At 44.0% G+C, this 25,795-nt stretch carries 21 protein-coding genes; 13 read left to right on the forward strand and 8 right to left on the reverse strand.

All coding sequences use genetic code 11. The features are described from left to right. Positions 1 to 21: 21 nt before the first annotated feature. Entirely contained in the window at positions 22 to 1,077 is a 1,056-nt protein-coding gene (locus tag HJG39_RS11255) for a homocysteine S-methyltransferase family protein (protein WP_268409244.1), read from the reverse strand. 38 nt (positions 1,078 to 1,115) lie between these two features. After that, on the reverse strand, positions 1,116 to 2,045 hold the full coding sequence (locus HJG39_RS11260) for a homoserine O-succinyltransferase (RefSeq protein ID WP_268409246.1): 930 nt from the start codon (positions 2,043 to 2,045) through the stop codon (positions 1,116 to 1,118). A 267-nt stretch (positions 2,046 to 2,312) separates the two neighbouring features. Between HJG39_RS11260 and HJG39_RS11265 the strand changes: the two genes are divergently transcribed. The 3 genes from HJG39_RS11265 (at position 2,313) to HJG39_RS11275 (ending at position 5,641) form a co-directional block, all read left to right on the forward strand. After that, positions 2,313 to 3,170, forward strand: coding sequence for an MOSC domain-containing protein (locus tag HJG39_RS11265; RefSeq protein WP_268409247.1), 858 nt, complete (start codon positions 2,313 to 2,315; stop codon positions 3,168 to 3,170). 254 nt (positions 3,171 to 3,424) lie between these two features. Then, positions 3,425 to 4,633 (forward strand): pyridoxal-phosphate-dependent aminotransferase family protein, encoded by a 1,209-nt coding sequence (locus tag HJG39_RS11270; protein ID WP_268409249.1) that lies wholly within the window; start codon positions 3,425 to 3,427, stop codon positions 4,631 to 4,633. A 243-nt stretch (positions 4,634 to 4,876) separates the two neighbouring features. After that, positions 4,877 to 5,641, forward strand: coding sequence for a response regulator (locus HJG39_RS11275; protein ID WP_268409250.1), 765 nt, complete (start codon positions 4,877 to 4,879; stop codon positions 5,639 to 5,641). Positions 5,642 to 5,733: 92 nt separating this feature from the next. On the opposite strand, the gene recA is transcribed toward HJG39_RS11275, so the two are convergent. Both recA and HJG39_RS11285 read right to left on the reverse strand, forming a co-directional pair. Then, positions 5,734 to 6,771 carry a recombinase RecA gene (gene recA, locus HJG39_RS11280; protein ID WP_268409251.1) on the reverse strand — a complete coding sequence of 346 codons (1,038 nt, stop codon included), beginning with the start codon at positions 6,769 to 6,771 and terminating at the stop codon, positions 5,734 to 5,736. Between the two features lie 296 nt (positions 6,772 to 7,067). Further along, a complete protein-coding gene (locus HJG39_RS11285; RefSeq protein ID WP_268409252.1) occupies positions 7,068 to 7,553 on the reverse strand; it encodes a CinA family protein in 486 nt (161 codons plus the stop codon). Positions 7,554 to 7,756: 203 nt separating this feature from the next. On the opposite strand from HJG39_RS11285, the gene mutS reads away from it, so the two are divergent. Continuing rightward, the gene (mutS, locus tag HJG39_RS11290; RefSeq protein WP_268409254.1) at positions 7,757 to 10,360 is read left to right on the forward strand and encodes a DNA mismatch repair protein MutS; all 2,604 of its coding nucleotides are present in this window, start codon (positions 7,757 to 7,759) and stop codon (positions 10,358 to 10,360) included. Positions 10,361 to 10,398: 38 nt separating this feature from the next. On the opposite strand, the gene HJG39_RS11295 is transcribed toward mutS, so the two are convergent. Continuing rightward, entirely contained in the window at positions 10,399 to 10,788 is a 390-nt protein-coding gene (locus HJG39_RS11295) for a response regulator (protein WP_268409256.1), read from the reverse strand. Positions 10,789 to 11,156: 368 nt separating this feature from the next. On the opposite strand from HJG39_RS11295, the gene HJG39_RS11300 reads away from it, so the two are divergent. The 8 genes from HJG39_RS11300 to HJG39_RS11335 all read left to right on the forward strand — a co-directional run bounded on the left by HJG39_RS11300 (position 11,157) and on the right by HJG39_RS11335 (position 21,330). Beyond that, positions 11,157 to 12,788: a CTP synthase gene (locus tag HJG39_RS11300; protein ID WP_268409258.1), complete on the forward strand. Its 1,632-nt coding sequence runs from the start codon at positions 11,157 to 11,159 to the stop codon at positions 12,786 to 12,788. Between the two features lie 54 nt (positions 12,789 to 12,842). Beyond that, complete coding sequence (eno, locus tag HJG39_RS11305) at positions 12,843 to 14,135, forward strand: phosphopyruvate hydratase (RefSeq protein ID WP_268409260.1); 1,293 nt, start codon at positions 12,843 to 12,845, stop codon at positions 14,133 to 14,135. Between the two features lie 105 nt (positions 14,136 to 14,240). After that, on the forward strand, positions 14,241 to 14,900 hold the full coding sequence (locus HJG39_RS11310; RefSeq protein WP_268409262.1) for a hypothetical protein: 660 nt from the start codon (positions 14,241 to 14,243) through the stop codon (positions 14,898 to 14,900). Between the two features lie 248 nt (positions 14,901 to 15,148). After that, positions 15,149 to 16,702 carry a 2-isopropylmalate synthase gene (gene leuA, locus HJG39_RS11315; protein ID WP_268409263.1) on the forward strand — a complete coding sequence of 518 codons (1,554 nt, stop codon included), beginning with the start codon at positions 15,149 to 15,151 and terminating at the stop codon, positions 16,700 to 16,702. Beyond that, the gene (gene leuB, locus HJG39_RS11320; protein WP_268409265.1) at positions 16,703 to 17,797 is read left to right on the forward strand and encodes a 3-isopropylmalate dehydrogenase; all 1,095 of its coding nucleotides are present in this window, start codon (positions 16,703 to 16,705) and stop codon (positions 17,795 to 17,797) included. Between the two features lie 152 nt (positions 17,798 to 17,949). Next, the gene (leuC, locus tag HJG39_RS11325) at positions 17,950 to 19,356 is read left to right on the forward strand and encodes a 3-isopropylmalate dehydratase large subunit (protein ID WP_268409267.1); all 1,407 of its coding nucleotides are present in this window, start codon (positions 17,950 to 17,952) and stop codon (positions 19,354 to 19,356) included. A gap of 1 nt (position 19,357) precedes the next feature. Further along, on the forward strand, positions 19,358 to 19,972 hold the full coding sequence (gene leuD, locus HJG39_RS11330; protein ID WP_268409269.1) for a 3-isopropylmalate dehydratase small subunit: 615 nt from the start codon (positions 19,358 to 19,360) through the stop codon (positions 19,970 to 19,972). Positions 19,973 to 20,103: 131 nt separating this feature from the next. Then, entirely contained in the window at positions 20,104 to 21,330 is a 1,227-nt protein-coding gene (locus HJG39_RS11335) for an HD-GYP domain-containing protein (RefSeq protein ID WP_268409271.1), read from the forward strand. Positions 21,331 to 21,505: 175 nt separating this feature from the next. Here HJG39_RS11335 and HJG39_RS11340 read toward each other — a convergent pair whose 3' ends face one another. The 3 genes from HJG39_RS11340 to HJG39_RS11350 are packed head-to-tail and all read right to left on the reverse strand — an operon-like array spanning position 21,506 to position 24,291. Next, a complete protein-coding gene (locus HJG39_RS11340; RefSeq protein ID WP_268409273.1) occupies positions 21,506 to 22,204 on the reverse strand; it encodes a hypothetical protein in 699 nt (232 codons plus the stop codon). Positions 22,205 to 22,223: 19 nt separating this feature from the next. After that, positions 22,224 to 23,387, reverse strand: a complete 1,164-nt coding sequence (locus HJG39_RS11345; RefSeq protein ID WP_268409275.1) for a general secretion pathway protein GspB — start codon at positions 23,385 to 23,387, stop codon at positions 22,224 to 22,226. Continuing rightward, on the reverse strand, positions 23,377 to 24,291 hold the full coding sequence (locus HJG39_RS11350) for an ExeA family protein (protein ID WP_268409276.1): 915 nt from the start codon (positions 24,289 to 24,291) through the stop codon (positions 23,377 to 23,379). The genes HJG39_RS11345 and HJG39_RS11350 overlap by 11 nt, the downstream gene beginning before the upstream one ends. Before the next feature lie 278 nt (positions 24,292 to 24,569). Here HJG39_RS11350 and HJG39_RS11355 point away from each other — a divergent pair, with 278 nt between their 5' ends. Next, the gene (locus HJG39_RS11355) at positions 24,570 to 25,793 is read left to right on the forward strand and encodes a multifunctional CCA addition/repair protein (RefSeq protein WP_268409409.1); all 1,224 of its coding nucleotides are present in this window, start codon (positions 24,570 to 24,572) and stop codon (positions 25,791 to 25,793) included. Positions 25,794 to 25,795: the final 2 nt, after the last annotated feature.

The following is a 25,795-nucleotide window of genomic DNA, read 5'->3' on the forward strand; positions in this document are numbered from 1 at the left end:
AAATTCTCAATCCGTTAGCAATTAGTGAACAAAGGGCTCAAGGCCGGATAAACGAAGCTTAACTTCTTGCTTGACAAGCGGTCGTGGAGCACACCGAGCAACCTTTTCGCCAATCGCTTTAATATGCTCGGGAGTTGAGCCACAACAGCCTCCCACTAAATTCACTAATCCCGCTTCAGCCCATTCACCAATTTGTTGCGCCATTTCTTCTGGGGTTAAATCGTATTCCCCAAATTCATTTGGTAAACCTGCGTTGGGATAGGCAGAGACGTAACTTTCACTAATATTCGAGATGTCTTGTACATATTGGCGCAAAAGGTCTGGCCCTAAGGCACAATTCAACCCAAAGGTAATAGGTTGGGCATGACGCATGGAATTGTAAAACGCTTCTGCGGTTTGACCCGATAATGTTCTGCCGGAGGCATCGGTAATCGTGCCAGAAATCATCACTGGCAAACGTGTATCTAATTCTTCAAATACTTGCTCAACTGCGAAAATAGCGGCTTTCGCATTCAAGGTATCGAAAATGGTTTCTATTAATAGTAAATCCACGCCCCCTTCAATCAAGCCTTTTGTTGCTTCGGCGTAAGCCTCAACCAATTGCTCAAAATTAACGTTGCGTTTACCCGGGTCATTAACATCTGGAGAAATGGAAGCGGTACGATTTGTTGGGCCTAACGCACCTGCGACAAAACGGGGTTTGTCAGGGGTTTTCTGGGTGAACTCATCCGCAGCAGCGCGAGCAATGCGCGCAGACTCAACATTCAACTCATAAGACAGCGATTGCATATCGTAATCGGCCATTGAAATTCGATTGGCATTAAATGTATTGGTTTCTAACACATCCGACCCTGCCTCAAGAAACGCCTCATGAATAGCTTTAATGATGTGAGGCTGAGTTAAGGACAACAGGTCGTTATTACCTTTCAAGTCCGAAGGCCAATCTTTAAAGCGCTCGCCGCGATAATCTTCTTCAGTCAGGTTATATCCCTGAATCATGGTTCCCATGCCACCATCCAACAACAATATCCGTTTGGATAGTTGTCGTCGAAATAAATCAGCAGTGCTATCAGTCAAGGTATGTCTCCAAAATCATGTGTTTTAATTTACCGCTACTACAGATCGTTAGCAGACAACTCCTTCAAATCATAAGGCGTGGTTTGATAAACATAGTAATTCAGCCAATTGGTGAATAATAACGTACCATGTGAACGCCAAGTCATTTGAAGGCCAAGCTCGGGGTTATCTTGTTTAAAATAATGCTTGGGTTTTGACACCCGAGTGCCATTGCTTAAATCCCTATAATACTCATCCCGTAAAGTACGAAGATCATACTCTGGATGCCCTGTAAGAAAGACGATACGTTTATCTTCAGAGGCAATTATATACGCCCCAACTTCTTCTGAGCCAGCCAATACGTGCAAGTCACTCACACCTTCATATTGTGTTGTTGCAATATGTCCGTATCGAGAATGAGGCGCCCAGAAAAAAGGGTCAAAACCACGCACTAACTCATCTAAAGGGCGATACACTTCATGTTCAAAAACACCAAACAACTTTTCATCTCTGAATTTTCGCTGCACATTAAAATGGTGATACATGGCTGCATGTGCCGCCCAACATAAATACAAAGTGGATTGCACATGGCTGGTCGCCCAATCCATGACTTGTGTAATCTGCTGCCAATACGCTATTTCTTCATATGGCAAGTGTGCGACTGGCGCACCAGTGATAATAAGCCCATCGTAGCGTTTATGCTGAACATCCTGAAAGTCGTGATAAAACATATCTAAATGTTGCTTCGGCGTATGCTTCGACTCACGACCGTCAATCCGAATCAAATCAATATTAATTTGCAATGGAGTATTGGATAACAACCGACATAACTGTGATTCTGTTTGAATTTTATTCGGCATCAAATTCAAAATTCCGACTTCTAACGGACGAATATCCTGACGTTGTGCAACTTCGTCATTCATCACAAAGATATTCTCTTTTAACAAAATATCTTGTGCGGGAAGTTCAGATGGAATTCGAATCGGCATAGTTAAACCTGCATAACTAATTATGAACACTAAAATAAAAGCCAAGTGCAGCACCTATGAGCTTACTTTGCCTTAATGACAGACGGTAAAGTGCTCTCAACCCTATACCGAACAAAGTTAACATCTTTCCATCTAGACGTCTATATGGGCAAAGTGAATAATCATGACTTTCGCTGGATCTATGTAATGCAGCCGCTAAGATACGGGTCCACTCATCGATATAGCCGTTTAACTATAGCAACTAGGCAAAACCTATCAGGAAATAAGATGCAAGCGACGATCTGCAAACTCCATGTTTATCCCGTAAAATCACTACAAGGCATTGAAGTAAAAGAGGTTACTTGTTGGGAAACAGGGTTCGAACTCGATAGAGAATGGGTCATTGTAGACGACAAAAATTTGTTCGTAACCCAAAGGCAACTGCCCAAAATGGCAAGTATTCGCACCGCATTGACGGAAAATAGCTTGGTACTTTCCCATCCTGACCATGAGTCCTTGCATGTCCCCCTAACACGCGAACATTTAAATGAAGATGAGCAAGTCACCTTTACTATCTGGAAAGATGAAGCCCAAGGTGTTGATGAAGGCAAAGCTGCCAGAACTTGGTTGAATGACGTATTCGGCGAGTACCGTGGTGGAGGTCTACGTTTACTGCGTTTTTCAAAAAGTTATCGCCGTGATGTGCGTGAGAAATACTCCACGCATCCGCAAGCTCAACTGAAGTTTGCTGATGCATGCCCTTACTTAATTGTCAGTCACGACTCACTCGAGGCACTCAATTCAGTGTTAAGCAACTCGGGTCAACATGAAGTCCCTATTGATCGGTTCAGAGGCAATATTGAAATCTCTGGTGCAGCGGCATGGCAAGAGTTTCAGGCGGAAGAACTGCAAATTAATGACGTGATATTAAAAAGCATCGGCCCATGTATGCGTTGCCCTATGATCGGTATGAATCAACAAACCGGCGAGGTGATTGACCCAGGACAGCCATTTAAAACCTTGATGGCACTCGCTATACCAGAAGGAAAAGACGGTGCGTTCTTTGGTATACACGCCAGCTTCTTAACAGGTGAAGGTAAACGTATAAAAGTGGGTGATACTCTACATATACAGCCTAAACGATAAAGCCATTGCATAGTTCTAATAATGGGATAGAATCTTTTTTGAACAGCAATTGGGTTCATGTCAGTGAAAAGGTGGTTCTGACATGTGCGCGAGATCATGTATCGATCTATCCGTTCCCTATTTAAGTAGTGCTAAGGGCGTGACATCTGTATGGCAGACAAGTTCTTTTTCACTGACGTCGTTGAATCAGTGCCGTTCTAAAATTGAACATTCATCTGTTTTGTCACGTTAACGCAAAGAAAATAGGAACGACCTTGGAACTGCCAATCCCCCAAAATATCATACCGTTAGATAGCATTTTGCCTGATGAGCCTTTGTTGATGATGGGAGCTGGCCCAGTGCCAATTCCAGCAAGAGTTGCAGCGGCAAATGGTATTGTTATCAACCACCTCGGGGATACTATGTCGCAGATCATCGAGCAAGTTAAGGTGATGAGTCGATACGTATTCCAAACACAGAATGGCTATATACTGGGTGTTGCCGGTCCCGGATCTGCCGCTATGGAAATGGCGATTGCCAATATTGTTTTGCCGGGAAGTAAAGTCTTAAATATCTGCAATGGCTTTTTCAGCAGCCGTTTATGGGAAATGTCTAATCGCATCGGTGCTGACACCATTAAGCTACAAATTGATAATGCTAATGCTGCCTCTCCAGCGTTAGTCGAAGAATATATCATCACCCACAAACCCGATGTAGTGACTATTGTTCAAGGCGAAACATCAAATACCGTTTGCAACCAACAATTACCCGAAATCGCTAAAATAGCCAAGCACTATGGTTGCCTATTAATTGTTGATGCCGTTTGCACCCTCAGTACCATGCCACTAAAAATGGATGAATGGGGCGTTGATGCAGTTATTACTGGCGGGCAAAAAGGCTTATCCTGTATTCCCGGCATATCCCTCGTTGGTTTTTCCGAACAAGCGTGGGAACACATCCAAAACCGCCAAGATAAACTCAAACATTGGTGTTTAGATGCCAAGCTAGCGGATCAATTCTGGAACAAAAACTCCTATCACTACACAGCACCTGTTTCAGGTATTCTCGCAATTCACGAAGCATTACGTTTAATCTGTATAGAAACGTTGCCATTGCGATTTGAACGGCATAAACGTTGCTCCGAAGCTCTGCAAGCTGGCATCGAAGCTATGGGATTAACCCTACATGTCGAGTCTAACTCTAGACTTAATTCCGTTGTTGGTATTAATGTCCCGGACGGAATTGAATCGAAGCAACTATTATCTCAAATGTCATCCCGCTACCGCGTTGAGATCTCCGGCTCATTTGGCCCTAATATTGTTCGGATTGGTCAAATGGGAGAACAATGTCGAGCCCATAATTTGTTTAGAACCGTTCATGCATTAGGCTCATGCTTAAATGCACTTGGCGCTAAGCTCAACTTACCAGAAGGGGTTGCTTCACTGGAAGACACATTAGGTAGGGCCAACTTCAATGGGGAATAAAGTGCTGTGTTCTGCAACTTAGTGGGGCACTAAAAAGTGCCTCCCTGCCCCATTTCAGTGTAAAGGAAAATACAAGGTATTAGCGAAACACTAGCAAATCGGCCGGCCCCAAAATGTGATAAAAACTTCCCAGAGGCATACTAAGTAAGATAAAGTAGCGCGAAGGTTCATTGAATACTTAATTCAATTTTCAGACAACAACTATAGGGAGCAACCCCATAAATACGCGGTGGGAGAAAAAGGATGTACTTAAAAGTTTTACTGCTCGACAACGACAAAGAAAATATTCGAAAACTGAGCCGAACATTGGGCGATTCTGGTTTTATCCCACTTTTTAGCCAGTCCAACTCTGAAGCCCTATCTATCATCGAACATCAAAAAAACGAGATACTTGCCCTTTTCTTCTCCAAAGATAACCTCGCGTTTATTGAGCAGCACCAAGAAGCATTGAAAAAGCTTGCACCACAACTGAAGTTATTTGTCATTGAAGAAACGGATAGCACATTTTCAACTATTAAAATAACAGACACAAAAGAACAACTCAGTAAAAAGCTAAATTGCCCCTTAGCTGGAACAGCAGAGAATTATTTGCTGGAAGAACTCGAAAACAATAAACAGCGAATAGCTAATAGCCATATTTTATTGGTAGAAGACGACAACATTAATCAGATGGTTGTTAAACACATACTCGAAGAAGCGAATATTAGCGTTAGCATCGCTAATCATGGTCAAGCAGCTATAGATATTATTCGTGCGACACCACACGCTTTTGATTTAATCCTCATGGATATTCAGATGCCGATTTTAAATGGGTATGAGGCTACTAAAGCGATTCGGCAACTATCCAATATTAGCCCAAAACTTCCCATCATCGCCATGACAGGACATACGCAAACGTGTGAAAAGAAGAAGTGTTTAGAATCAGGCATGAATGATCACATCGCTAAGCCTATTAACGCCCAGCAAATGTATTCGTCAATTGCCAAATGGGTGTCATATAAAACCTAAGCACAAATACCAAAAAGCCCACCTGACAGGGTCATATCAGATGGGAAGGATTTGCGCTTAGGGAAGTGCGCTACGCAAAACAATACAAGAATTTATTCAGCTTGGGGTTCTGCCTCTGGCTCAGCTTCCTCAGAAGCCTTTTTCTTTAACAACAATTCGGCACGTAATTTTGACTCAATATCTTGTGCTAAAGCCGTGTGCTCTTTTAGATATTTAACGACATTGGCTTTACCTTGGCCAATTCGCTCTCCACGACAGCTATACCACGCTCCCGCTTTTTCAATTAGCTTATGCTTAACACCCAAATCAATCAGTTCAGCTTCTTTGCTGATACCTTCACCATACATGATTTGGAATTCAGCTTGCTTGAATGGTGGAGCAACCTTGTTCTTCACGACTTTCACGCGGGTTTCATTACCCACGACTTCATCGCCGTCTTTAATCGCCCCAATACGTCGAATATCTAAACGAACCGATGAGTAGAACTTTAATGCGTTACCGCCTGTTGTGGTTTCTGGATTACCAAACATCACACCAATTTTCATACGAATCTGGTTGATGAAGATACAAAGCGTATTTGAACGTTTAATGTTCGCAGTTAACTTACGCAAAGCTTGTGACATCAAACGAGCTTGTAAGCCTACATGGGAGTCCCCCATTTCACCCTCGATTTCGGCTTTCGGAGTTAACGCCGCTACCGAGTCCACAATCACTACATCAACCGCACCAGAACGAACCAACATGTCGCAGATTTCCAGTGCTTGTTCACCGGTATCTGGCTGGGACACCAACAATTCATCTACATTAACCCCTAGCTTTCCAGCATAAATAGGATCAAGCGCATGTTCTGCATCGACGAAGGCACAAGTTTTGCCAATCTTCTGTGCTTCAGCAATAACTTGAAGAGTCAGCGTGGTTTTACCTGAAGATTCAGGACCGAAAATCTCGACGACGCGCCCACAAGGTAAACCACCTATACCCAATGCGACATCAATACTCAGTGATCCTGTTGATATTGCATCAATGTCCATCGCTTGGTTATCACCAAGGCGCATAATGGTACCCTTACCAAATTGCTTCTCTATCTGTCCTAATGCGGCGGAGAGTGCGCGAGATTTATTGTCATCCATTTTCGAATCCTCTAGTTATTTCAACGCCTGAATCTATGCGGCGTAAAGATAAAACATAATTAACATGCGAAGTGCTCAAAAGCGTGAATCAAAAGATATTCAACCCTCACTTTTTCTGGTAAATTCCGTCCTTCTTCAGCTCCATGAAAGTTGGAACTTCCTTAAAGCACCTTGCGTTTGATTTCTGTTGCAGGAGTATACTGTACATTCATACAGTTTCAATACTGTATCGTCACTTTTTTATTAACTACATGATTTTCTTAGTTATTTGCTATAACTCATTTTATTTCTCCGAGTTACAACGCGTCTAAACAATACTGTAACGCGAACAAAATTGCCTTTTCCCGGACTTCTTGCCTATCACCACTGAACACTTGTTTTGTTGCGGATAAATCACCATTAGCATAGCGACCAAACCACACCGTTCCCACTGGTTTGCCCTCTGTTCCTCCTCCCGGACCAGCGATACCAGTAACAGAAATAGCCATTTCAGATTCAGCTAATCTTGCCGCGCCTTCGGCCATCTGCAATGCGACGGGCTCTGAAACTGCCCCGTATTTCTCTAAATCCATTTCAACAACGGTTAAAATCGATGCTTTTGCTTCGTTGCTATAAGTAATAAAACCTTGTTCAAACCAATCTGAACTTCCAGCAACGCTAGTAATGGCAAACCCAATACCCCCTCCAGTACAAGACTCAGCGCACGTTACCTTCCACCCTTTTCGTTTCAACGTCTGGCCTAATTGACTAGACAACGCCACTATCGAGTTTGATAAGCTCATTTAGTTCCCCTCTTTAATAACTGTGATGATTGCCGCATTATGCCAATTGCATTTTAAGAAAACAGCCATGTGGTGACTTTTTTATTCACCTAAAAATAAATACCGACTTCCACCCAAATTGACGCCGAAATTCATCGTCGAAATTGTTAGAATAGTCTCTTATTTTAAAAGACAAGAAATTAACTTCTCCATCGGTATCTCTTATGTCCCGATGCTTCAAAATAAGTGATCTGAACACAGTGGCAAACGACATTTCTCAACACACTCCAATGATGCAGCAATATCTGCGAATCAAAGCTGAGTATCCAAATACCTTATTATTTTATCGTATGGGTGATTTTTACGAACTCTTTTACGATGACGCCAAAAAAGCAGCCGAGCTTTTAGAGATTTCCTTAACAGCAAGAGGCAAATCCGGCGGTAACGCCATTCCTATGGCGGGTGTACCTTATCATGCAGCCGATAACTACTTAGGTAAGTTGGTTAAACTCGGGCAATCTGTTGCTATCTGTGAGCAAATTGGCGACCCTGCCACCTGCAAAGGCCCTGTTGAAAGACAGGTTGTACGTGTTGTCACCCCCGGTACCATTACCGATGAAGCGCTGCTAAATAATAATACCGACAACCTTTTAGCCGCCGTTACCGAGTTCAAAGAACGATTCGGATACGCCACGCTGGATGTAACAAGTGGTCGCTTTAATGTTACCCAACACTTAAGCGCCTCGGAACTTGAAGCGGAGCTAGAACGCACCAAACCCGCAGAATTACTTTATCCTGACGGCTTCATGAGTGCGTATTTATTGCAAACTATCAGTGGTGCTCGCCGCCGTCCTGAGTGGGAATTTGATTTCGACACCTCCATAACGCAGTTAAACAAACAGTTTGGCACCCAAGATCTTTCTGGATTCGGCATAAAAGCGGATGCTATGCAGCACAGTATTTGTGCTGCTGGCGCCATTTTGCAATACGTAAAGGACACTCAAAAAGCCGCCCTACCCCATATTCGTTCTATTCACGCCTTGGAAAATGACAGCATTCTGCAAATGGATGCTGCAACTCGCCGAAATTTAGAACTAACCTTAAATTTGGCAGGCGGAACAGAAAACACCCTAATTGACATAGTTGATCGTTGTAAAACATCCATGGGTCAGCGTATGTTGAAACGTTGGCTACACCACCCACCCCGCAGCCGAGACATTATTCACGCGCGTCAAGATTGCGTATCTGAGTTATTGGAAACGGGTTATTCAGACATCCAAGACGAACTCAAGCATATTGGCGATGTGGAACGTATATTGGCCCGTTTAGCCCTGCGTAATGCGCGTCCTCGTGATTTTAGCCGCCTTGCCACATCCCTTGCAGTATTACCGCAATTGCAAGAAATCTTGGCGTCAGCAAACGCTCTCAGGCTGAAGCAACTAGCTGCTCAAATCGACACTTTTCCCGAGCAAGTTGCCTTGTTACAAGAAGCCATTGTCGAAAATCCTCCCGTTGTGGTGCGCGATGGTGGGGTGATCAAAGCCGGTTACAATGCTGAGCTTGATGAACTTCGAGCAATGGCAGATGGGGCTACCGACTTATTGCAAAAAATCGAGATCCGCGAGCAAGAACGAACTGGCATCAGTACGCTAAAGGTTGCTTACAACAAGGTTCACGGGTTTTATATTGAGGTGAGTAAAGGTCAATCGCATCTTGTGCCTGACGATTATGTACGTAGGCAAACACTAAAAAATAATGAACGATACATTATCCCCGAACTGAAAGTGTATGAAGAAAAAGTATTGACTAGCCAAAGCCACGCGCTCGCATTAGAAAAGCAATTATATGATGCCTTATTCGACCTACTGTTGCCCCACCTTGATGCGCTACTTGATAGTGCCTCGGCACTGTCCGAATTAGATGTATTAGCAAATTTTGCAGAGCGGGCCGAATCGTTAAACTATCAACGTCCACAGCTTACCAACGACATGGAAATTAGCTTTTCCGAAGGTCGTCACCCCGTTGTTGAACAAAAGACTGATAGTCCGTTTATTGCAAACCCCGTGTTAATCAACGACAAACGTAAAATGTTGGTTGTGACCGGCCCGAATATGGGGGGTAAATCGACGTACATGCGACAAACTGCGCTTATCGTTCTGATGGCACACATTGGTAGTTTTGTCCCTGCTGAAGCCTGTAAAATTGGTTTGATCGATAGAATATTTACCAGAATTGGGGCTTCTGATGACCTCGCTTCAGGACGCTCAACATTTATGGTTGAGATGACCGAAACCGCCACAATTTTGAACAATGCGACGCCGCACAGTTTAGTGTTAATGGATGAAATTGGTCGAGGCACAAGCACTTACGACGGTTTATCCCTAGCGTGGTCCTGTGCGGAATATCTCATCAAGCACTTACAAGCATATTGTTTGTTCGCCACACACTATTTTGAACTAACCGAACTTGCCACGCATTACTCAACCATGGCAAACATTCACTTAGATGCCGTTGAATATGACGGCGGTATTCGATTTATGCATGCGGTACAAGAAGGCGCCGCAAACCGAAGTTATGGTATTCAGGTAGCGCAACTTGCTGGAGTACCCAAAGCCGTCATTTCCGCAGCAAAACATAAATTAAGGGAATTGGAAAAAGGGGCATTGAGCGCTTCAATTGTTAGCCCTGCACCAGCGCCAACACAAATGGACTTAATCGAGGAAACCAACCCTGCGGTGCATACACTTAAGCGCACCAATCCAGATGATCTAACGCCTCGTGCTGCACTTGATTTGGTATATCAACTTATCAAACAAGTTGAAGAATAAGCAGCCGCTTCACTATTTTCTTGCGAGGTTGTCGGTATTTACACAACCTCGCCTAATCGCAAATGCTCAAGCAAGGTTAAGAAGTCTTTAATAATGATGGGTTTTTCCAAAAAACCGATTGCACCGGCGCGCTGCGCTTCCAGTTTAATATGCTGTGAAGTATTGGAAGAGCACATCACTACTTGCGTGTGGGGTGATTTTTCCCGAATCCGACGCAACACCGACATACCATTAGAACCGGGCAAGTTAATATCAAGCAACACCAGATGGTAATGTTGATGATCAATTTTATGCATCACTTCTTGACCACCGCACACACAATCAACATTTCTAAATCCAGCCCTGCCCAATACAATCTGCATAAAGCTTCGAATGGCTTCGACATCATCGACCACTAAAACATGATTTTCACTCGATAACATTACCATACAGCCTTGCTCCGCTTAAATTGAAAACAAATAAGGCACTAGTTGCTAGTCTGACCCTGTTTAACGATAGCTTAAAAATAACGTATCGACACAATTTCAAGGCGACAACCTAAGCTAACCAACGATCTTAGCGGGTCCATACCCCATATCATTCGTTTCCAATTGAACAACGCCAAGCTCATTAGGTTAGTATTTATACCCACACAAAATGCGGTATCACTTTTTGCTTAATATCATTGGAAAACAAACGAATTTCGTTTGTCGCATGACAGGCTATCGCGTATACTGTAGCGCCATCTGTTTGGGTCTTTCGACCCGCTATATTTGCAGCACTTAGTAGCAACAAATCCAACGTCTTAGGTTTCTCAATGACAAATTATATATTCGTCACAGGTGGTGTTGTTTCATCACTCGGTAAAGGTATTGCAGCCGCATCTTTGGCCGCTATTCTTGAAGCTCGTGGCCTTAACGTCACTATGTTAAAGCTCGACCCTTACATTAATGTTGATCCCGGCACAATGAGCCCAATTCAGCACGGTGAGGTATTCGTTACCGATGATGGGGCAGAAACCGATCTGGATTTAGGTCACTACGAAAGATTTATTCGTACCCGCATGACCAAAAAGAACAACTTCACTACAGGTCGTGTGTACGAAGATGTGTTGAAAAAAGAGCGTCGAGGTGACTACCTTGGTGCCACCATTCAGGTTATTCCCCACATCACTAACGAAATTAAGCGCCGTATTCAAGCAGGGGCTGAAGGTGCAGACATCGCAATTGTGGAAATTGGCGGCACGGTGGGCGATATTGAATCTCAACCCTTTATTGAAGCCATTCGTCAATTAGGTACGGAAATTGGTCGTAATCGAGCCATGTACATGCACTTAACGTTAGTGCCTTACATGCCTTCTTCTGGCGAGATTAAAACGAAGCCAACCCAACATTCCGTAAAAGAGCTTCGCTCCATCGGCATTCAACCTGATATTTTGGTTTGTCGCTCTGAAAAAGCCCTCCCCTCTAACGAAAAGAGCAAAATCGCCCTATTCACAAACGTAGCCGAAAAAGCGGTTATCTCTTTACGTGACGCAGACAGCATCTATCGTATTCCTTCCATGCTTAAAGCCCAAAACATGGACGAGCTTGTGGTTAATCATTTTGGTTTAACTTGCAAAGAAGCTGATCTCACCGAATGGGAACAAGTGCTTTATGCGGAATCCAACCCAAGTGGGGAAGTAACGATTGGCATGGTGGGCAAATACGTTGAATTGCCAGACGCTTACAAGTCAGTAAACGAAGCATTGAAACATGCAGGACTAAAAAACCGCGTCACTGTTAACATTAAATATATCGACTCACAAAACATCGAAAGTAAAGGAACACAATTACTAAACGATATCGACGCCATTCTTGTTCCCGGTGGCTTTGGGGAGCGCGGTGTTGAGGGCAAAATTATTGCTGCCCAATATGCGCGTGAAAATAAAATCCCTTACTTGGGCATTTGTTTGGGCATGCAAGTGGCATTAATTGAATTTGCCAGACACGTTGCAAACATGGAAAATGCCAATAGCACCGAATTTAATCCCGAAACCCAATATCCGGTTGTTGGATTAATTACGGAATGGCAAGACGCTTCAGGCAACGTCGAAACGCGCACAGAAACTTCCGACTTAGGCGGTACTATGCGCCTTGGTAGCCAACTGTGTCATTTAATTGAGAACAGTAAAGTTCTCGACATGTATGGTTCAAACGAAATCCATGAGCGTCATCGCCATCGCTATGAAGTCAATAATAATTTATTACCAGAACTAAAAAAGGCAGGTTTAAAGGTTACTGGGTTATCAACAGACAAAAAACTCGTAGAAATCATTGAATTAAGTGATCACCCTTGGTTTGTTGCCAGTCAGTTTCATCCTGAATTTAACTCTACACCTCGCGACGGTCATCCTTTATTTGAAGGCTTTGTTGCCGCCGCAGCGAAACATCAAAAAGAGAACGGCTAGCAAGCCGCTCTCAGATACTTTATTGCAATTTACGATAAATGGGACTGAATAAGCATGTCACAGATCACTAAAATCATTGGTAGAGAAGTTCTTGATTCTCGCGGTAATCCAACGGTAGAAGCAGAAGTCTTCTTGGATTCTGGTAAATGGGGAAGAGCGTGTGCCCCGTCAGGTGCTTCAACGGGTTCACGAGAAGCACTTGAGCTTCGCGATGGCGATACTTCACGTTACCTAGGTAAAGGTGTTGAAAAAGCCGTTGCCGCAGTAAACAACGACATTCAACAAGCATTGCTTGGTAAAAATGCACACGACCAACAAGCTATCGATCAAATCATGATTGACCTTGATGGTACTGAAAACAAAGAAAAGCTTGGCGCAAATGCCATTTTGGCAGTGTCTTTAGCAGTAGCAAAAGCCGCAGCCGAAGATAAAGGTTTACCTTTGTATGCACATATTGCAGAACTAAACGGTACCGCGGGCGAATACAGCATGCCAGTACCGATGATGAATATCCTAAACGGTGGTGAACACGCCGATAACAACGTGGATATTCAAGAGTTCATGGTTCAGCCAGTAGGTGCATCCAGCTTCAAAGAAGCGTTACGTATGGGCGCAGAAATCTTCCACAACTTGAAGAAAGTGTTGAACGCTAAAGGCTTAAATACCGCAGTTGGCGACGAAGGCGGTTTCGCACCAAATCTTAAATCCAACGAAGAAGCGCTTACCGTTATTGTAGAAGCAGTTGAAAAGGCGGGCTACAAAATGGGTGATGACATTACTCTTGCCCTTGACTGCGCCGCTTCTGAGTTCTATCACGACAACACTTACGACTTAAAAGGCGAAGGTAAACAGTTCGACTCTAATGGCTTTGGCGACTACCTTGCAGAATTGAGTAACAAATACCCTATCGTTTCCATAGAAGATGGTTTAGACGAAAGCGATTGGGATGGTTGGAGTTACTTAACCAAAATCGTTGGCGACAAAGTGCAACTTGTTGGCGATGATTTATTCGTGACCAACACCAAGATACTAAGTCGCGGAATCGAAAACAACGTCGCTAACTCGATTTTAATTAAGTTCAACCAAATCGGCTCACTAACGGAAACCTTAGCTGCTATTCGCATGGCAAAAGAAGCGGGCTACACTGCGGTTATTTCTCACCGTAGCGGTGAAACCGAAGACGCCACCATTGCCGATTTGGCCGTTGGTACTGCTGCTGGACAAATTAAAACCGGTTCACTTTGCCGTTCTGACCGCGTTGCCAAATACAACCAATTGCTTCGAATTGAAGAACAATTAGGCGACAAAGCCGTTTATCCCGGTTTAAGCGCTATTAAAGGCCAGTAACAGGCTAACGGAATTAGCCTTGTTTCAAAACAGATTGGAACAAGGCTAACCTATTCAAGGTTAAAGCCGTTAATCTGTTAAAACAGCACTCATTGAGCGTTATTTATGCCAAACTCGCCTAAGCAAACCACCATCTTTGGCACAAGAACGCCAAGGCAAGCGTTTTATGCTGAGCTTTGTAACGCACTCTATGACAAGTCCATACAAGAAGTCGCTGAAATCCAGCTTCCTCCCAAACTATTACAACAGCGGCTCGCCAGTTTGACTTATCACGTCAACCTCGCCACGGAAAAACTACTTAATTGTTATTCTCCTTTAGAACTAGATGTGCACAATGGCAGTTGGCAAGGCTCACAAGCCTCGACGTTAAAAATAGATAATGTTGATTCAGAAAAAACCCTGAAGTGGTTAGAAAAGAATGCTGCTGTTGGGCTGAACTTACCTGTTTATATTGGTCAAACTCGAGAGCAGCATATTGAGTTAGATGTGGTAGACAAAGTCGATCACGCGAACCAAAAACTTCGACTTAACAAAAATGGCTGGTTCGCTTTTAACGGCTCTCCCATTGCCAAAATCAACGAATTAGCACCTTCCCAAGAAGCAAACACCACGCTTCTGTTAAAACCGAGCAAGGCATTTTTAACCGCGGCCGTTTGCGGGCATTGCTGGAACTACACAGGAAAAACCATTCCTCGGCGCTTGCCTTTAAGAGAGTTGTTGCTAAGTACAAGCATCGACTGGAAAACCTATAAATTAACTAAATAACGATTATTCCTTGACCTCATCCTAATTTAACGTTATCAATAACACCACTTTGGTTTCAAAACGCAAAATTTCAGCAAAAATTAACATGATTATCCTCATTCTCAACCTCCTCACTCTCATGGTAGCCAAGACTACACGGGTAGGTTGTATTTAGGTTAACGCAAATAAACAACCAACAGCATTTCAAAAACCCGTGTCTTACACGGGTTTTTTCGTTTTTAAGGTTAAATAAAATCAGGTAAGTGACTATGTCTAATCAGATATTATTGTTCGACACCACGTTACGCGATGGCGAACAAGCATTAGCCGCCAGTTTAACGGTTAAAGAAAAGTTGCAAATCGCATTTGCATTGGAGCGGTTGGGCGTAGATATTATCGAAGCAGGCTTTCCAGTGTCATCTCCGGGAGACTTTGAATCAGTACGCGCCATCGCCCAACAAATAAAGCATGCTCGAGTATGTGGTTTAGCTCGCGCATTAGAAAAGGACATTGACGCTTGTGGCGAAGCATTACGTGTGGCAGAACAATTCCGCATTCACACTTTTATCGCAACTTCCGAGATCCACGTTAGTGAAAAGCTCAGAAAATCTAACGATGCCGTTCTAGAAATGGCCGTTGCCGCCGTTAAACATGCACGAAAGTACACAGATGATGTAGAGTTTTCTTGTGAAGATGCGGGGCGTACTCACATCGATTACTTATGCCGTATTACCGAAGCCGCCATTAACGCAGGCGCAAAAACCATCAACATTCCAGATACCGTCGGTTATACCACTCCTACCGAATTTGGTGGCATCATCCAAACCTTATTCAACCGAGTACCCAATATCGACAAAGCGACTATCTCCGTGCATTGTCATAACGACTTAGGCTTAGCAGTAGCCAACTCTTTAGCCGCAGTTGAACAAGGAGCTCGGCAAATTGAATGCACTATCAACGGTATTGGCGAAAGAGCGGGAAATTGTGCCCTTGAAGAAATTGCGATGATCTTGCAAACCCGCGAAGACTTGTTGGGATTGCAAACCAATATTAATAGCGGCGAAATTTCTCGTACATCAAAGTTAGTCAGTAATTTATGTAATATGCCGGTTCAATCAAACAAGGCCATTGTCGGCGCAAATGCATTCAGCCACTCTTCCGGCATTCACCAAGACGGCGTATTAAAAGCGCAAAATACCTATGAGATTATGACCCCGGAAAGCGTTGGCATTAACAAAAACAGTTTAAATCTAACCTCACGCTCTGGTCGTCACGTTATCAAACACCGAATGCATGAATTGGGCTACCAAGATGATGATTTCGATTTAACACGCTTATATGACGATTTCTTAGAATTAGCCGACAAAAAAGGCCAAGTATTCGATTACGACTTAGAAGCCTTAGTATTCTTCGACCAAATCAAGCAAGAAGAAACTCAATACGAGCTTAAATATTTACACGCAAGCGCAGGGCAAAGCGTGATCCCTAGCGCCACGGTTGAAATGCGAATTGGTCAACAAGAAATTAAACAAGTTGCTATTGGCAGCGGGCCATTAGAAGCCGCGTATAATGCCATTCTCAACGTAACTGGCATTGAAGCCTTTGAATTGGTTGACTTCAAACTCGACTCAAAAGGTGAAGGGGCTGATGCCTTAGCGCAAGTGAGTTTAATTGGCGAATATAAAGGACGAAAATTTAACGGTGTTGGGTTATCAACTGACATAGTAGAAGCGGGTGTCAACGCACTCATTTACGTATTAAATAACACTTACTTGGCCGACAAGATCGACCAACAAAAACAACAAAAGATTGCAGGTATTTAAATGGCAACACATCACATTGCAGTATTAGCAGGAGACGGGATTGGTCCAGAAGTCATGGCTCAAGCACTTCGCGTGTTAAATGTAATTAACGAGAAATTCTCTCATGACATTACAACCAGTGCTTTTGATGTAGGTGGATGCGCCATTGACAATCATGGTCACGCTTTGCCCGATGCAACACTTAAAGGCTGCGAGCGAGCGGAAGCCATTTTGTTTGGCTCCATTGGCGGCCCCAAATGGGATAACTTACCCCTCGAACAACGCCCAGAAAGAGCGGCATTATTAACACTACGTAGCCACTTCGACTTATTCGGCAATTTACGCCCAGCAAAAATATACGCAGGACTAGAGCACCTTTCACCACTTCGCGAAGACATTGCCAAACGTGGATTTAACACCTTGGTAGTACGCGAACTAACCAGCGGCATTTACTTTGGTCAACCTAAAGGTATTGAAGGCGAAGGCGAGGAGCAATTTGCCTACGACACCATGCGTTATACGCGCCCAGAAATTCGTCGCATTGCTCATGTCGCTTTTCAAGCAGCACAAAAGCGCAATAAGAAAGTCACCTCTGTAGACAAAGCCAATGTTTTGCTTTGCAGTCGTTTATGGCGCGAAATTACTGAAGAAGTGGCAAAGGAATATCCAGATGTTGCGCTTGAACACATCTACATTGATAACGCCACCATGCAGCTTATTCGCGATCCGGGGCAGTTTGATGTCATGCTTTGCTCGAATCTATTTGGCGACATTATTTCGGATGAATGCGCCATGATTACAGGCTCAATGGGACTTTTACCTTCTGCCAGTATCAATGGTTCAGGCTTTGGTATGTACGAACCTGCGGGCGGCTCCGCACCAGACATTGCAGGTAAAGGCATTGCCAATCCCATTGCACAAATTCTATCGCTAGCGATGTTGCTTCGATACAGTTTGAATTTAAATACAGAAGCGGATGCCATCGAAAACGCGGTCATGCAAACCATGAAAGCGCGTTGCTTTACTGGTGAATTGTTAGGAGCAGATGAGCGTCATCTTGCCAAGTCCACTCAAGAAGTGGGCGACCATATTGTGAACTGTATTATCGGTTCCTAAAACTTATCAAAGTGAGGATGGTAAGAACGATAAAGACAAAACTTACTTTTCATGGATGAAAAGTCAGAGCGTACAAGGATGTACTTGCAGCGTTTTTGTCATCATCGTTCTTACCAGCCTCTCTCACAACCCTATTTTTGAGGACATAAAGCATGTCGCGCACGTTATATGAGAAAATCTGGGACGCCCATATCGTTGAGCAAGTGGGCAACGACACCCTAATTTATATCGATCGTCATCTAATCCATGAAGTTACCACACCACAAGCGTTTTCCGGTTTAATCGAAAAAGGTCGCAAAGTACGCCGCCCAGACAAAACCTTCGCTACCATGGATCACAGCATTTCTACTCGCTCATTGGCTCTTGATGCTTGCGGCGAGAACAACGCATTACAGCTACAAACCCTCGCCGATAACTGCGATAAATTCGGCATTGAGCTATTTCCTGTTGGTCACAAAAAACAAGGTATCATTCATGTTATTGCACCTGAGCAAGGTTTGATTTTACCCGGAATGACAGTGGTTTGCGGCGATTCACATACGGCTACTCACGGCGCCTTTGGCGCATTGGCCTTTGGCATTGGTACCTCTCAAGTTGAACATGTTTTTGCCACACAAACACTAAAACAGTCCAAAGCCAAAACCATGAAGGTGGAAGTCACCGGCACGCTTCCTATTGGCATTACGGCCAAAGACATTATTCTTGCCATCATAGGCAAAATTGGTCACGCCGGTGCCACAGGTCATGTTATCGAATACGCAGGCTCAGCCATTGAATCACTTTCAATGGAAGAGCGTATGACCATCTGTAACATGAGTATTGAAGCCGGAGCCAAAGCAGGATTAGTTGCCCCAGATGCCACTACCATTGCCTACTTACAAAACAAAGAACGTGTACCAAAAGGGGAAGATTGGGAGAAGGCTGTCGCCTATTGGAAAACGCTATACTCAGATGCTGACGCCAGTTTCGATACACACGTTGTCTTAAAAGCCGAAGACATCGAGCCTCAAGTCACTTGGGGTACAAACCCCGGCCAAGTCGCTAGCGTAAACAGCGCCGTGCCTGCACCACATGATTTCACCGATGCCGTAGAACAAGAGTCCACGAAAAAAGCGTTAACTTACATGAACCTAAGCCCCGGTCAAAAGTTAACTGATGTGAACGTCAGTCATGTTTTTATTGGCTCATGCACTAACAGCCGGATCGAAGACTTGCGAGCCGCAGCTCATATTGCCAAGCAAGGACAAGTCGCCGATGGCGTCACTGCTATCGTTGTACCTGGCTCCGGTAACGTTAAAGCCCTAGCAGAAGCAGAAGGGCTAGACAAAACCTTCTTATCGGCGGGTTTTGAATGGCGTTTACCCGGGTGCTCAATGTGCCTTGGTATGAACGACGATATTTTAGGCCCTGGTGATCGCTGCGCATCCACCAGCAACCGCAACTTTGAGGGTCGCCAAGGTCGTGGCGCACGAACTCACTTAGTTAGCCCGGCTATGGCTGCTGCTGCCGCTATCAAAGGGCATTTTGTCGATGTCAGAAACTTTATTAAGGAGCACTAAAATGAGCCAGAATAACCAAGGTATTCAAATAGTAACAGGGACGGCTGCACCTTTAGACAGCGCCAATGTAGACACCGACCAAATCATTCCCAAGCAATTTCTGACGTCGGTTTCAAAAGCAGGTTTTGGCAAGCACTTATTTCACGATTGGCGTTACCTCGATTTACATGAACAAGAGCCAAATCCTAATTTCGTATTGAACAAGCCAGAACATGCTGGTGCCAATATTTTGTTAACGCGTGAAAACTTTGGCTGTGGGTCAAGCCGAGAACATGCACCTTGGGCCCTAATGGACTTTGGCTTTGAAGTCATTATTGCCAATAGCTATGCCGATATTTTTTACGGCAACTGCATCAATAACGGCTTGCTGCCGATAGCTTTAGAAGACGCAGCAATAGACGCCTTATTTCAAGCGGTTCAGGCATCACCAAACACCCAAATAAATATTGATTTACCCAATCAGCAAGTGAGTTGTAACGGTATCCATTATACTTTCGAGATTGAAACACACCATAAACACAATCTCATAAAAGGATTGGATGCCATTGGGCAAACGCTGGAAGCAGAGCAGGCAATTAGTCAATTTGAAGATAAGATCCCTGCTTATTTACAGTAGTTAACCAGTAATTTACTGATTCCACTCAATCTAAAACGTTATGCTGCTAAAGAAACATTGCCAATCATATCGCGATTGGCAATACTAACGAGACAGTACATCGCCCATTTTCTTAATTTTAAAGACGCGTTATGGCAGATAATCATTTTCTTCAGATCCGCATTGATGACTTAGCGCCCGGCATGTTTGTGAACAATGTTCTTGAACAAGAGGGCCAGCTGCGCATTAAAAGCAAAGGCATCGTCAAATCATGGGACATTATCGAGAAGTTGAAAGGTAAAGGCATTTCATTGCTCGAAATTGATCCTAGTCGGAGCAGCTCCAAAGCTATTCAAGCATGGCAAGATACCACAAGCGATACCCCCACCGACTCAGATCAAGATGACTTGCACCCTCCAGCGAAAAAGCTAACAGAAGGTGAAGCACTGAACGAAGCGCAGAAGCTTTACGACCAAGCTAAACTTGCTCATAAACGCTTTTTGAAAAAAATAAAAACGGGTGAAATAGGCAACCTAGATGCATTAAAAGAAAGCGGTGCCAAAATTATCGATTCCCTTTTTGCCAACCCTTATGCCTTACAATGCCTAACCTTGATCAAAGATGATCAAGAATACTTGCTCCAACACTGTTTAAACACTGCTATTTTGATGGGCGTTTTTGCCAAGCACATGGGCTTCGATAAACAATTAATTGAAGAACTTTGTTTAGCTGGCTTGCTGATGGATACAGGCATGAGCACGGTGCCACAAGAGATTTACGACAAACCAAGAAAGCTCACCGACAACGAATGGGACATTATTCATTCTCACGTTGATTTAGGCTTGGAAATGATTCAACAAATGGATAACTTGCCGGAAACCGTCAAGAGCATTATTGTCAACCACCATGAGCGTTTAGATGGTTCTGGTTATCCTGCGAACAAGTCTGGCGACAAAATAACGATTTATAGTCGTATGGCAGCCATCGTCGACACTTACGATGCATTAACCAGCGACCGACCTTGGCGCAAAGCCCACTCTCCCACAGCAGCTTTGAAAAAACTCCTCGCGGATGATTCTGGTAAACTTGACCAGTCACTTGTTCATCAATTTATTAAGTGTATTGGGGTGCATCCAGTAGGGTCATTAGTGCGACTCAAAAGCGAACGCTTGGGCATTATTGTGCAATCGAACCCTGAAGATCCATTAAAACCTGTTGTCATGACATTTTATAGTGTCACAGCAGGACACCACACGGAAATGAAGCGATTGGATTTGGCGAAATCTCAAGATGAGATTATGTCAGGCGTGAGACCGGAAGAATTCAAAATCAATTTAAACCGTTTCTTCCGCGAAGTGTTTTTATCGAAAATTGTCTAGGGCGTGTTGTTAGTAAGCGAGATAGGCTACTTCGCTATCGGCCCATGATGAGTTAAAGCAAACTCGCCTTAAAGTCATCCTTGGATTCTCCACAGCCGCTACTCTGCGGCTGAGCGACTGCTTTTAACCTAATCGTGGCAATATCGGGTTATCTGCTTCATCCCAAAAAAAGCCCCTACATTCGAATGAGCTGTTCATTTTCCTCTTTAAAGGTTTCAAAACCGATTTGACTCTTTTTCGCTAACGCAATTGCATCGGCATAAAAGTGCTGTTGTTTATCGGTCATAAAATCTGTCAGTAATACGGTTTTAAACACCATCACTTTTTGCTCGGTTTCGATGGTGACAACAAACACTTTATCGGGAAACACAACATACAGCGTTTGCCCCATTTCGAGTTTGTCTCGTTGTTCTTGGTTATAAATCAACAACATGGCAAGAGAATGCGCCACAATTTCCAATGCTGGTTTTAAACCATGTAAATTACTACGTTGGATCAAGCGAATGAAAAAGTGCGCGTGGAACATGGCGTCTGTAGCAAGATCCACTTTTAACAACTCTTCCAAATCACCTTTTATCAGTTTTTTTGAATCTAGGGTGCTCTTTTGCACCATAATCAGTTTGCCAATTCCTTCTTCATCAAATGCGGTTGGCTCCAAATAGAAAAACGTATGTTGATAATGCCACGGATGACGCGATGGCTTTTTGTATTCAAATAAAGTGACGTTTTGATGCACGTCACGAAACGCTTTAAGAAATTGCAAAACGTGTTTCTTAGAACTGAACTCATGAGGCAATTTATAAAAAGCCGAAATCGCTTCTCGGGACTTTCTTAAATCTCGTAAAAAATAGGCTTTAGCTTCACTTTCCTGCACAGTACCTTACCTTATCCTTCTACCATTCAGACAAAGCACGCATACTAAACTCATGCCCCTGAAATGTTAAAATGACATGTTGAGGCTCAATTCTTTCAACTCGCAATTGTCCATCAATCCAGTCCCCTTCCCCCAACTCTTTGCCATTCACTTTAACCCAACGGTCTGCGGGTTCGGTAGCATAAATATGGGTACTAAACGACATTTTGGGCAAGGATGACAGTACCCACTCAGGCATATCATTAATACTAGGCACATCCGGCGCTTGTTCACTTGTCTGTTGCTTTAAATCCGCATCTAAAGGCTCTTCTTGTGCATCCACTTCAGCAACAGCTTTTTGCAATTTTTTCAACAAGGCTTTTGAGGCTTCACTGTCTTTAAGATTACTGTCGTGCACATCGGTTAATACCTTACCGTTAACCTCTTCGCCGTTTTCATTTAATAGCTTTACTTTGTTTCCCGGCTGCATGCCAAGCACTAATAGCTCTTGCTCCGGCGCTTCTTCTTCACTTTCAGAAATAGCGGCTAGTGTTTGTGCAGCGTCTTGCTTGGCCTTTTTATTTTCCTGCTCTGCTTTCGCCACTTGAGCCTGTGTTTCCATAGCATCTGAGGTCTTTAACGCTGTTTCGTCATTGTTTTCGTCATTGCTGGGGACGCCTTTCTCGTCAGCTTTTGAGGCGCTTTGCGTCAGAGTTTGCGCATCAATAGGCGCAAACCAACCACCGTTTTTCAACAATGCTCCAAAAAAGCCCAAGCCAAACCCAAGCACAATCGTGCCAACAATCAACACTGCCCGTTTACCGTAAACCTGCCATGTATCAGGAATATCTTGCGCAGTTGGCAAAAATACACTGCGATTAAACTGCTCTGACAGTTGAGAGTCCTGCAATGTCGCAGCGGCACTTGCGCTTTGACTGATATTAGATTGGAGCAAAAACTGCGTTTGTGATTGTTTACTAACCGAAACCCCAGCGGCCACAGGGGCCATAGGAGCGTTATCCAGTTCAACGGTTTGTTCGGGGTCGATCGCTAACTCTTGAACCCCCATTTCACGCAGCCCGGCAACCATGGCATCACTTGTTACCAAGCCCGACTTTCGAATGCGTACCGGCCCATTTTGCTGAGTGATTTGCAGTATCACCATGCCCGGTTTTAAATCTTCAATGGCTACTCTATGCGCCATAACCACTCCCACTCACAAAACCAACCACTAAGGACACCACAAACAACGCCACCACACCGAATACCCAAGCACGAGATTGACGCTGAGCAACCACATCTTCTCCAAGAATTTGGCTCGCTGCTGCCAAGAAAATATGCGGTTTCACCGCTAACATTTGCTTGCTCGCCGTGAGTGTTAAAGCTCTATCGCACAACAAATTAATCACTCGAGGAATACCGCCGGAAATACGATGCACCGCTTGTAATGTAGGATGAGTAAAAATGTTGCGACTGCCATTGGCCACCTGTAAACGATGAGCAACGTACTCCTTTACTTCCGGGGCAGTTAAGGGAAGTAAGTGATAACGTGCAGTGATGCGTTGTGCCAACTGTCTCAGTTCATTACGCTTCAATAGTTGTTGTAATTCTGGCTGACCAATCAGCACCACTTTTAATAGCTTCTCACGATTGGTTTCAAGGTTGGTCAGTAAACGCAGCTGCTCTAGCACTTCTGGCATTAAATGCTGCGCTTCATCAATTATCAAGACGGTATTCATGCCTGCTTGATGATTTTGCGTCAACTTACTAAGAATTTTGTCGGTGTAGTATTTCAGGCTGGATTCTTGTTGTTTGTATTCAATATCAAGCTCATCGCAAATCGTTGCTAACAGCTCCATTGCCGACAATGTGGGGTTGAGGATCATGGCAACTTGAGTTGATTCCGGTAGCTCTTGAAGCAACTTACGCGATACGGTTGTTTTACCTGTTCCCACTTCGCCAGTTAACATCACAAAACCACCGCTTTCCTTTAACCCAAAGGTTAAATGCGCCAACGCTTCTCGGTGCCGAGGGCTCATATACAGGTAATCGGGGTTTGGTGCTATTGAGAAAGGATTGTCTTTCAGACCAAAATAATTGAGATACATAACTTATTATTACCTTTACGGTTTCTTCGACCAGAATCTCACACGAGAGCGCAATTATATCTAGATTGAGGCATAATACACCTATCACTTATGAATGACTAAATAACCGTGTTCTGGTTTTTATCATCTGTAGAAATTAACGCAGACTCGCTGTAAATCCATCCATGGACGCTCCGCAACTGCTTCTCTGCGGCTGAGGGTCTAGAGTTAATTTTCCATAGATAATCGAAATACGAATCCAGCAATCATGGCAGACGCTTTCTGAATCCATTATGACAATGCAAATATTTCTTGTTGGTGGTGCAGTTCGGGATCAACTGTTACAGCGCCCCGTTTACGATAAAGATTGGGTCGTCGTTGGCGCTTCCCCAAAAGACATGCTCACCCAAGGCTTTCAACAGGTAGGTAAAGACTTCCCTGTTTTTCTACATCCTGAAACAAAAGAGGAGTATGCCCTCGCACGTACTGAGCGCAAAACTGGGTCAGGCTACACGGGGTTTGTGTGCGACTTTTCCACGGACATTACCTTGGAACAAGACCTACTACGGCGAGATCTCACTATCAACGCCATGGCGCTAGATGCAAACAATAAGCTCATCGACCCGTACAACGGCAAACAAGATTTAGACAAGCGCATTTTGAGGCATGTTTCTCCCGCTTTTGTAGAAGACCCATTACGCGTTTTGCGTGTCGCACGTTTTGCCGCGCGTTATCATCAATATGGTTTTACGCTAGCACCTGAAACCCTCGAACTTATGCAAGAACTATCGCATTCTGGTGAACTAGAGAGCCTTGCCGCCGAGCGTGTATGGAAAGAAACCGAACGAAGTTTATTGGGCGATGACCCTCAACAATATTTTGCTGTGCTAAAAGAGGCTCACGCGCTCAGCTACTGGTTTAAAGAAATAGATTGTTTATGGGGAGTGCCGAATCCACCTAAACATCACCCAGAAATTGATACTGGCGTTCATACCTTGATGGTATTAGAACAAGCGGCGAAATTATCTGATGAGCTTGAAGTGCGTTACGCCGCACTAACCCACGATTTGGGCAAAGGCATTACCGATCCGACAATTTGGCCGAGTCATACTGCACACGATGTACGGGGCGTACCGTTAGTTGAAGCCTTAAGTGAACGCTTAAAGTGCCCCACAAAAGCAAAAGACATCGCAAAGTTGGTCGCCGAGCTGCATATTCGTGTACACACCTCGTTAACGCTGAAGCCCAGCACTATCGTCAAGTTATTCGACAAAATGGACGTGTGGCGCAGAGCCGAACGCTTCGAACAAATATTATTAGCCTGTGAAGCCGATGCGCGTGGCAGAACCGGTTTTGAAGACCGAAGCTATCCGCAAGCTAATTATCTGCGTGAATGCTTTAACGCCGCTCAAAATGTGGATGTCAAAGCCATCGTTGATTCTGGTGTTAAAGGCCCAGACATCAAAGAAGCTGTGAGGCAAAAACGTATTGAGCTTGTTGCTAGCGTGACAAAACCGCAATAAAA

The organism is Alteromonas sp. a30 (assembly GCF_026788005.1).
Classification (GTDB): domain Bacteria; phylum Pseudomonadota; class Gammaproteobacteria; order Enterobacterales; family Alteromonadaceae; genus Paraneptunicella.

Coding starts and splice junctions, on each gene's coding strand:
- HJG39_RS11260 (WP_268409246.1), bottom strand. CDS start 2,045: ATGCCGATTCGAATTCCATCTGAACTTCCCGCACAAGATATTTTGTTA.
- HJG39_RS11265 (WP_268409247.1), top strand. CDS start 2,313: ATGCAAGCGACGATCTGCAAACTCCATGTTTATCCCGTAAAATCACTA.
- HJG39_RS11275 (WP_268409250.1), top strand. CDS start 4,877: ATGTACTTAAAAGTTTTACTGCTCGACAACGACAAAGAAAATATTCGA.
- recA (WP_268409251.1), bottom strand. CDS start 6,771: ATGGATGACAATAAATCTCGCGCACTCTCCGCCGCATTAGGACAGATA.
- HJG39_RS11285 (WP_268409252.1), bottom strand. CDS start 7,553: ATGAGCTTATCAAACTCGATAGTGGCGTTGTCTAGTCAATTAGGCCAG.
- mutS (WP_268409254.1), top strand. CDS start 7,757: ATGTCCCGATGCTTCAAAATAAGTGATCTGAACACAGTGGCAAACGAC.
- HJG39_RS11295 (WP_268409256.1), bottom strand. CDS start 10,788: ATGGTAATGTTATCGAGTGAAAATCATGTTTTAGTGGTCGATGATGTC.
- HJG39_RS11300 (WP_268409258.1), top strand. CDS start 11,157: ATGACAAATTATATATTCGTCACAGGTGGTGTTGTTTCATCACTCGGT.
- eno (WP_268409260.1), top strand. CDS start 12,843: ATGTCACAGATCACTAAAATCATTGGTAGAGAAGTTCTTGATTCTCGC.
- HJG39_RS11310 (WP_268409262.1), top strand. CDS start 14,241: ATGCCAAACTCGCCTAAGCAAACCACCATCTTTGGCACAAGAACGCCA.
- leuA (WP_268409263.1), top strand. CDS start 15,149: ATGTCTAATCAGATATTATTGTTCGACACCACGTTACGCGATGGCGAA.
- leuB (WP_268409265.1), top strand. CDS start 16,703: ATGGCAACACATCACATTGCAGTATTAGCAGGAGACGGGATTGGTCCA.
- leuC (WP_268409267.1), top strand. CDS start 17,950: ATGTCGCGCACGTTATATGAGAAAATCTGGGACGCCCATATCGTTGAG.
- leuD (WP_268409269.1), top strand. CDS start 19,358: ATGAGCCAGAATAACCAAGGTATTCAAATAGTAACAGGGACGGCTGCA.
- HJG39_RS11335 (WP_268409271.1), top strand. CDS start 20,104: ATGGCAGATAATCATTTTCTTCAGATCCGCATTGATGACTTAGCGCCC.
- HJG39_RS11345 (WP_268409275.1), bottom strand. CDS start 23,387: ATGGCGCATAGAGTAGCCATTGAAGATTTAAAACCGGGCATGGTGATA.
- HJG39_RS11350 (WP_268409276.1), bottom strand. CDS start 24,291: ATGTATCTCAATTATTTTGGTCTGAAAGACAATCCTTTCTCAATAGCA.
- HJG39_RS11355 (WP_268409409.1), top strand. CDS start 24,570: ATGCAAATATTTCTTGTTGGTGGTGCAGTTCGGGATCAACTGTTACAG.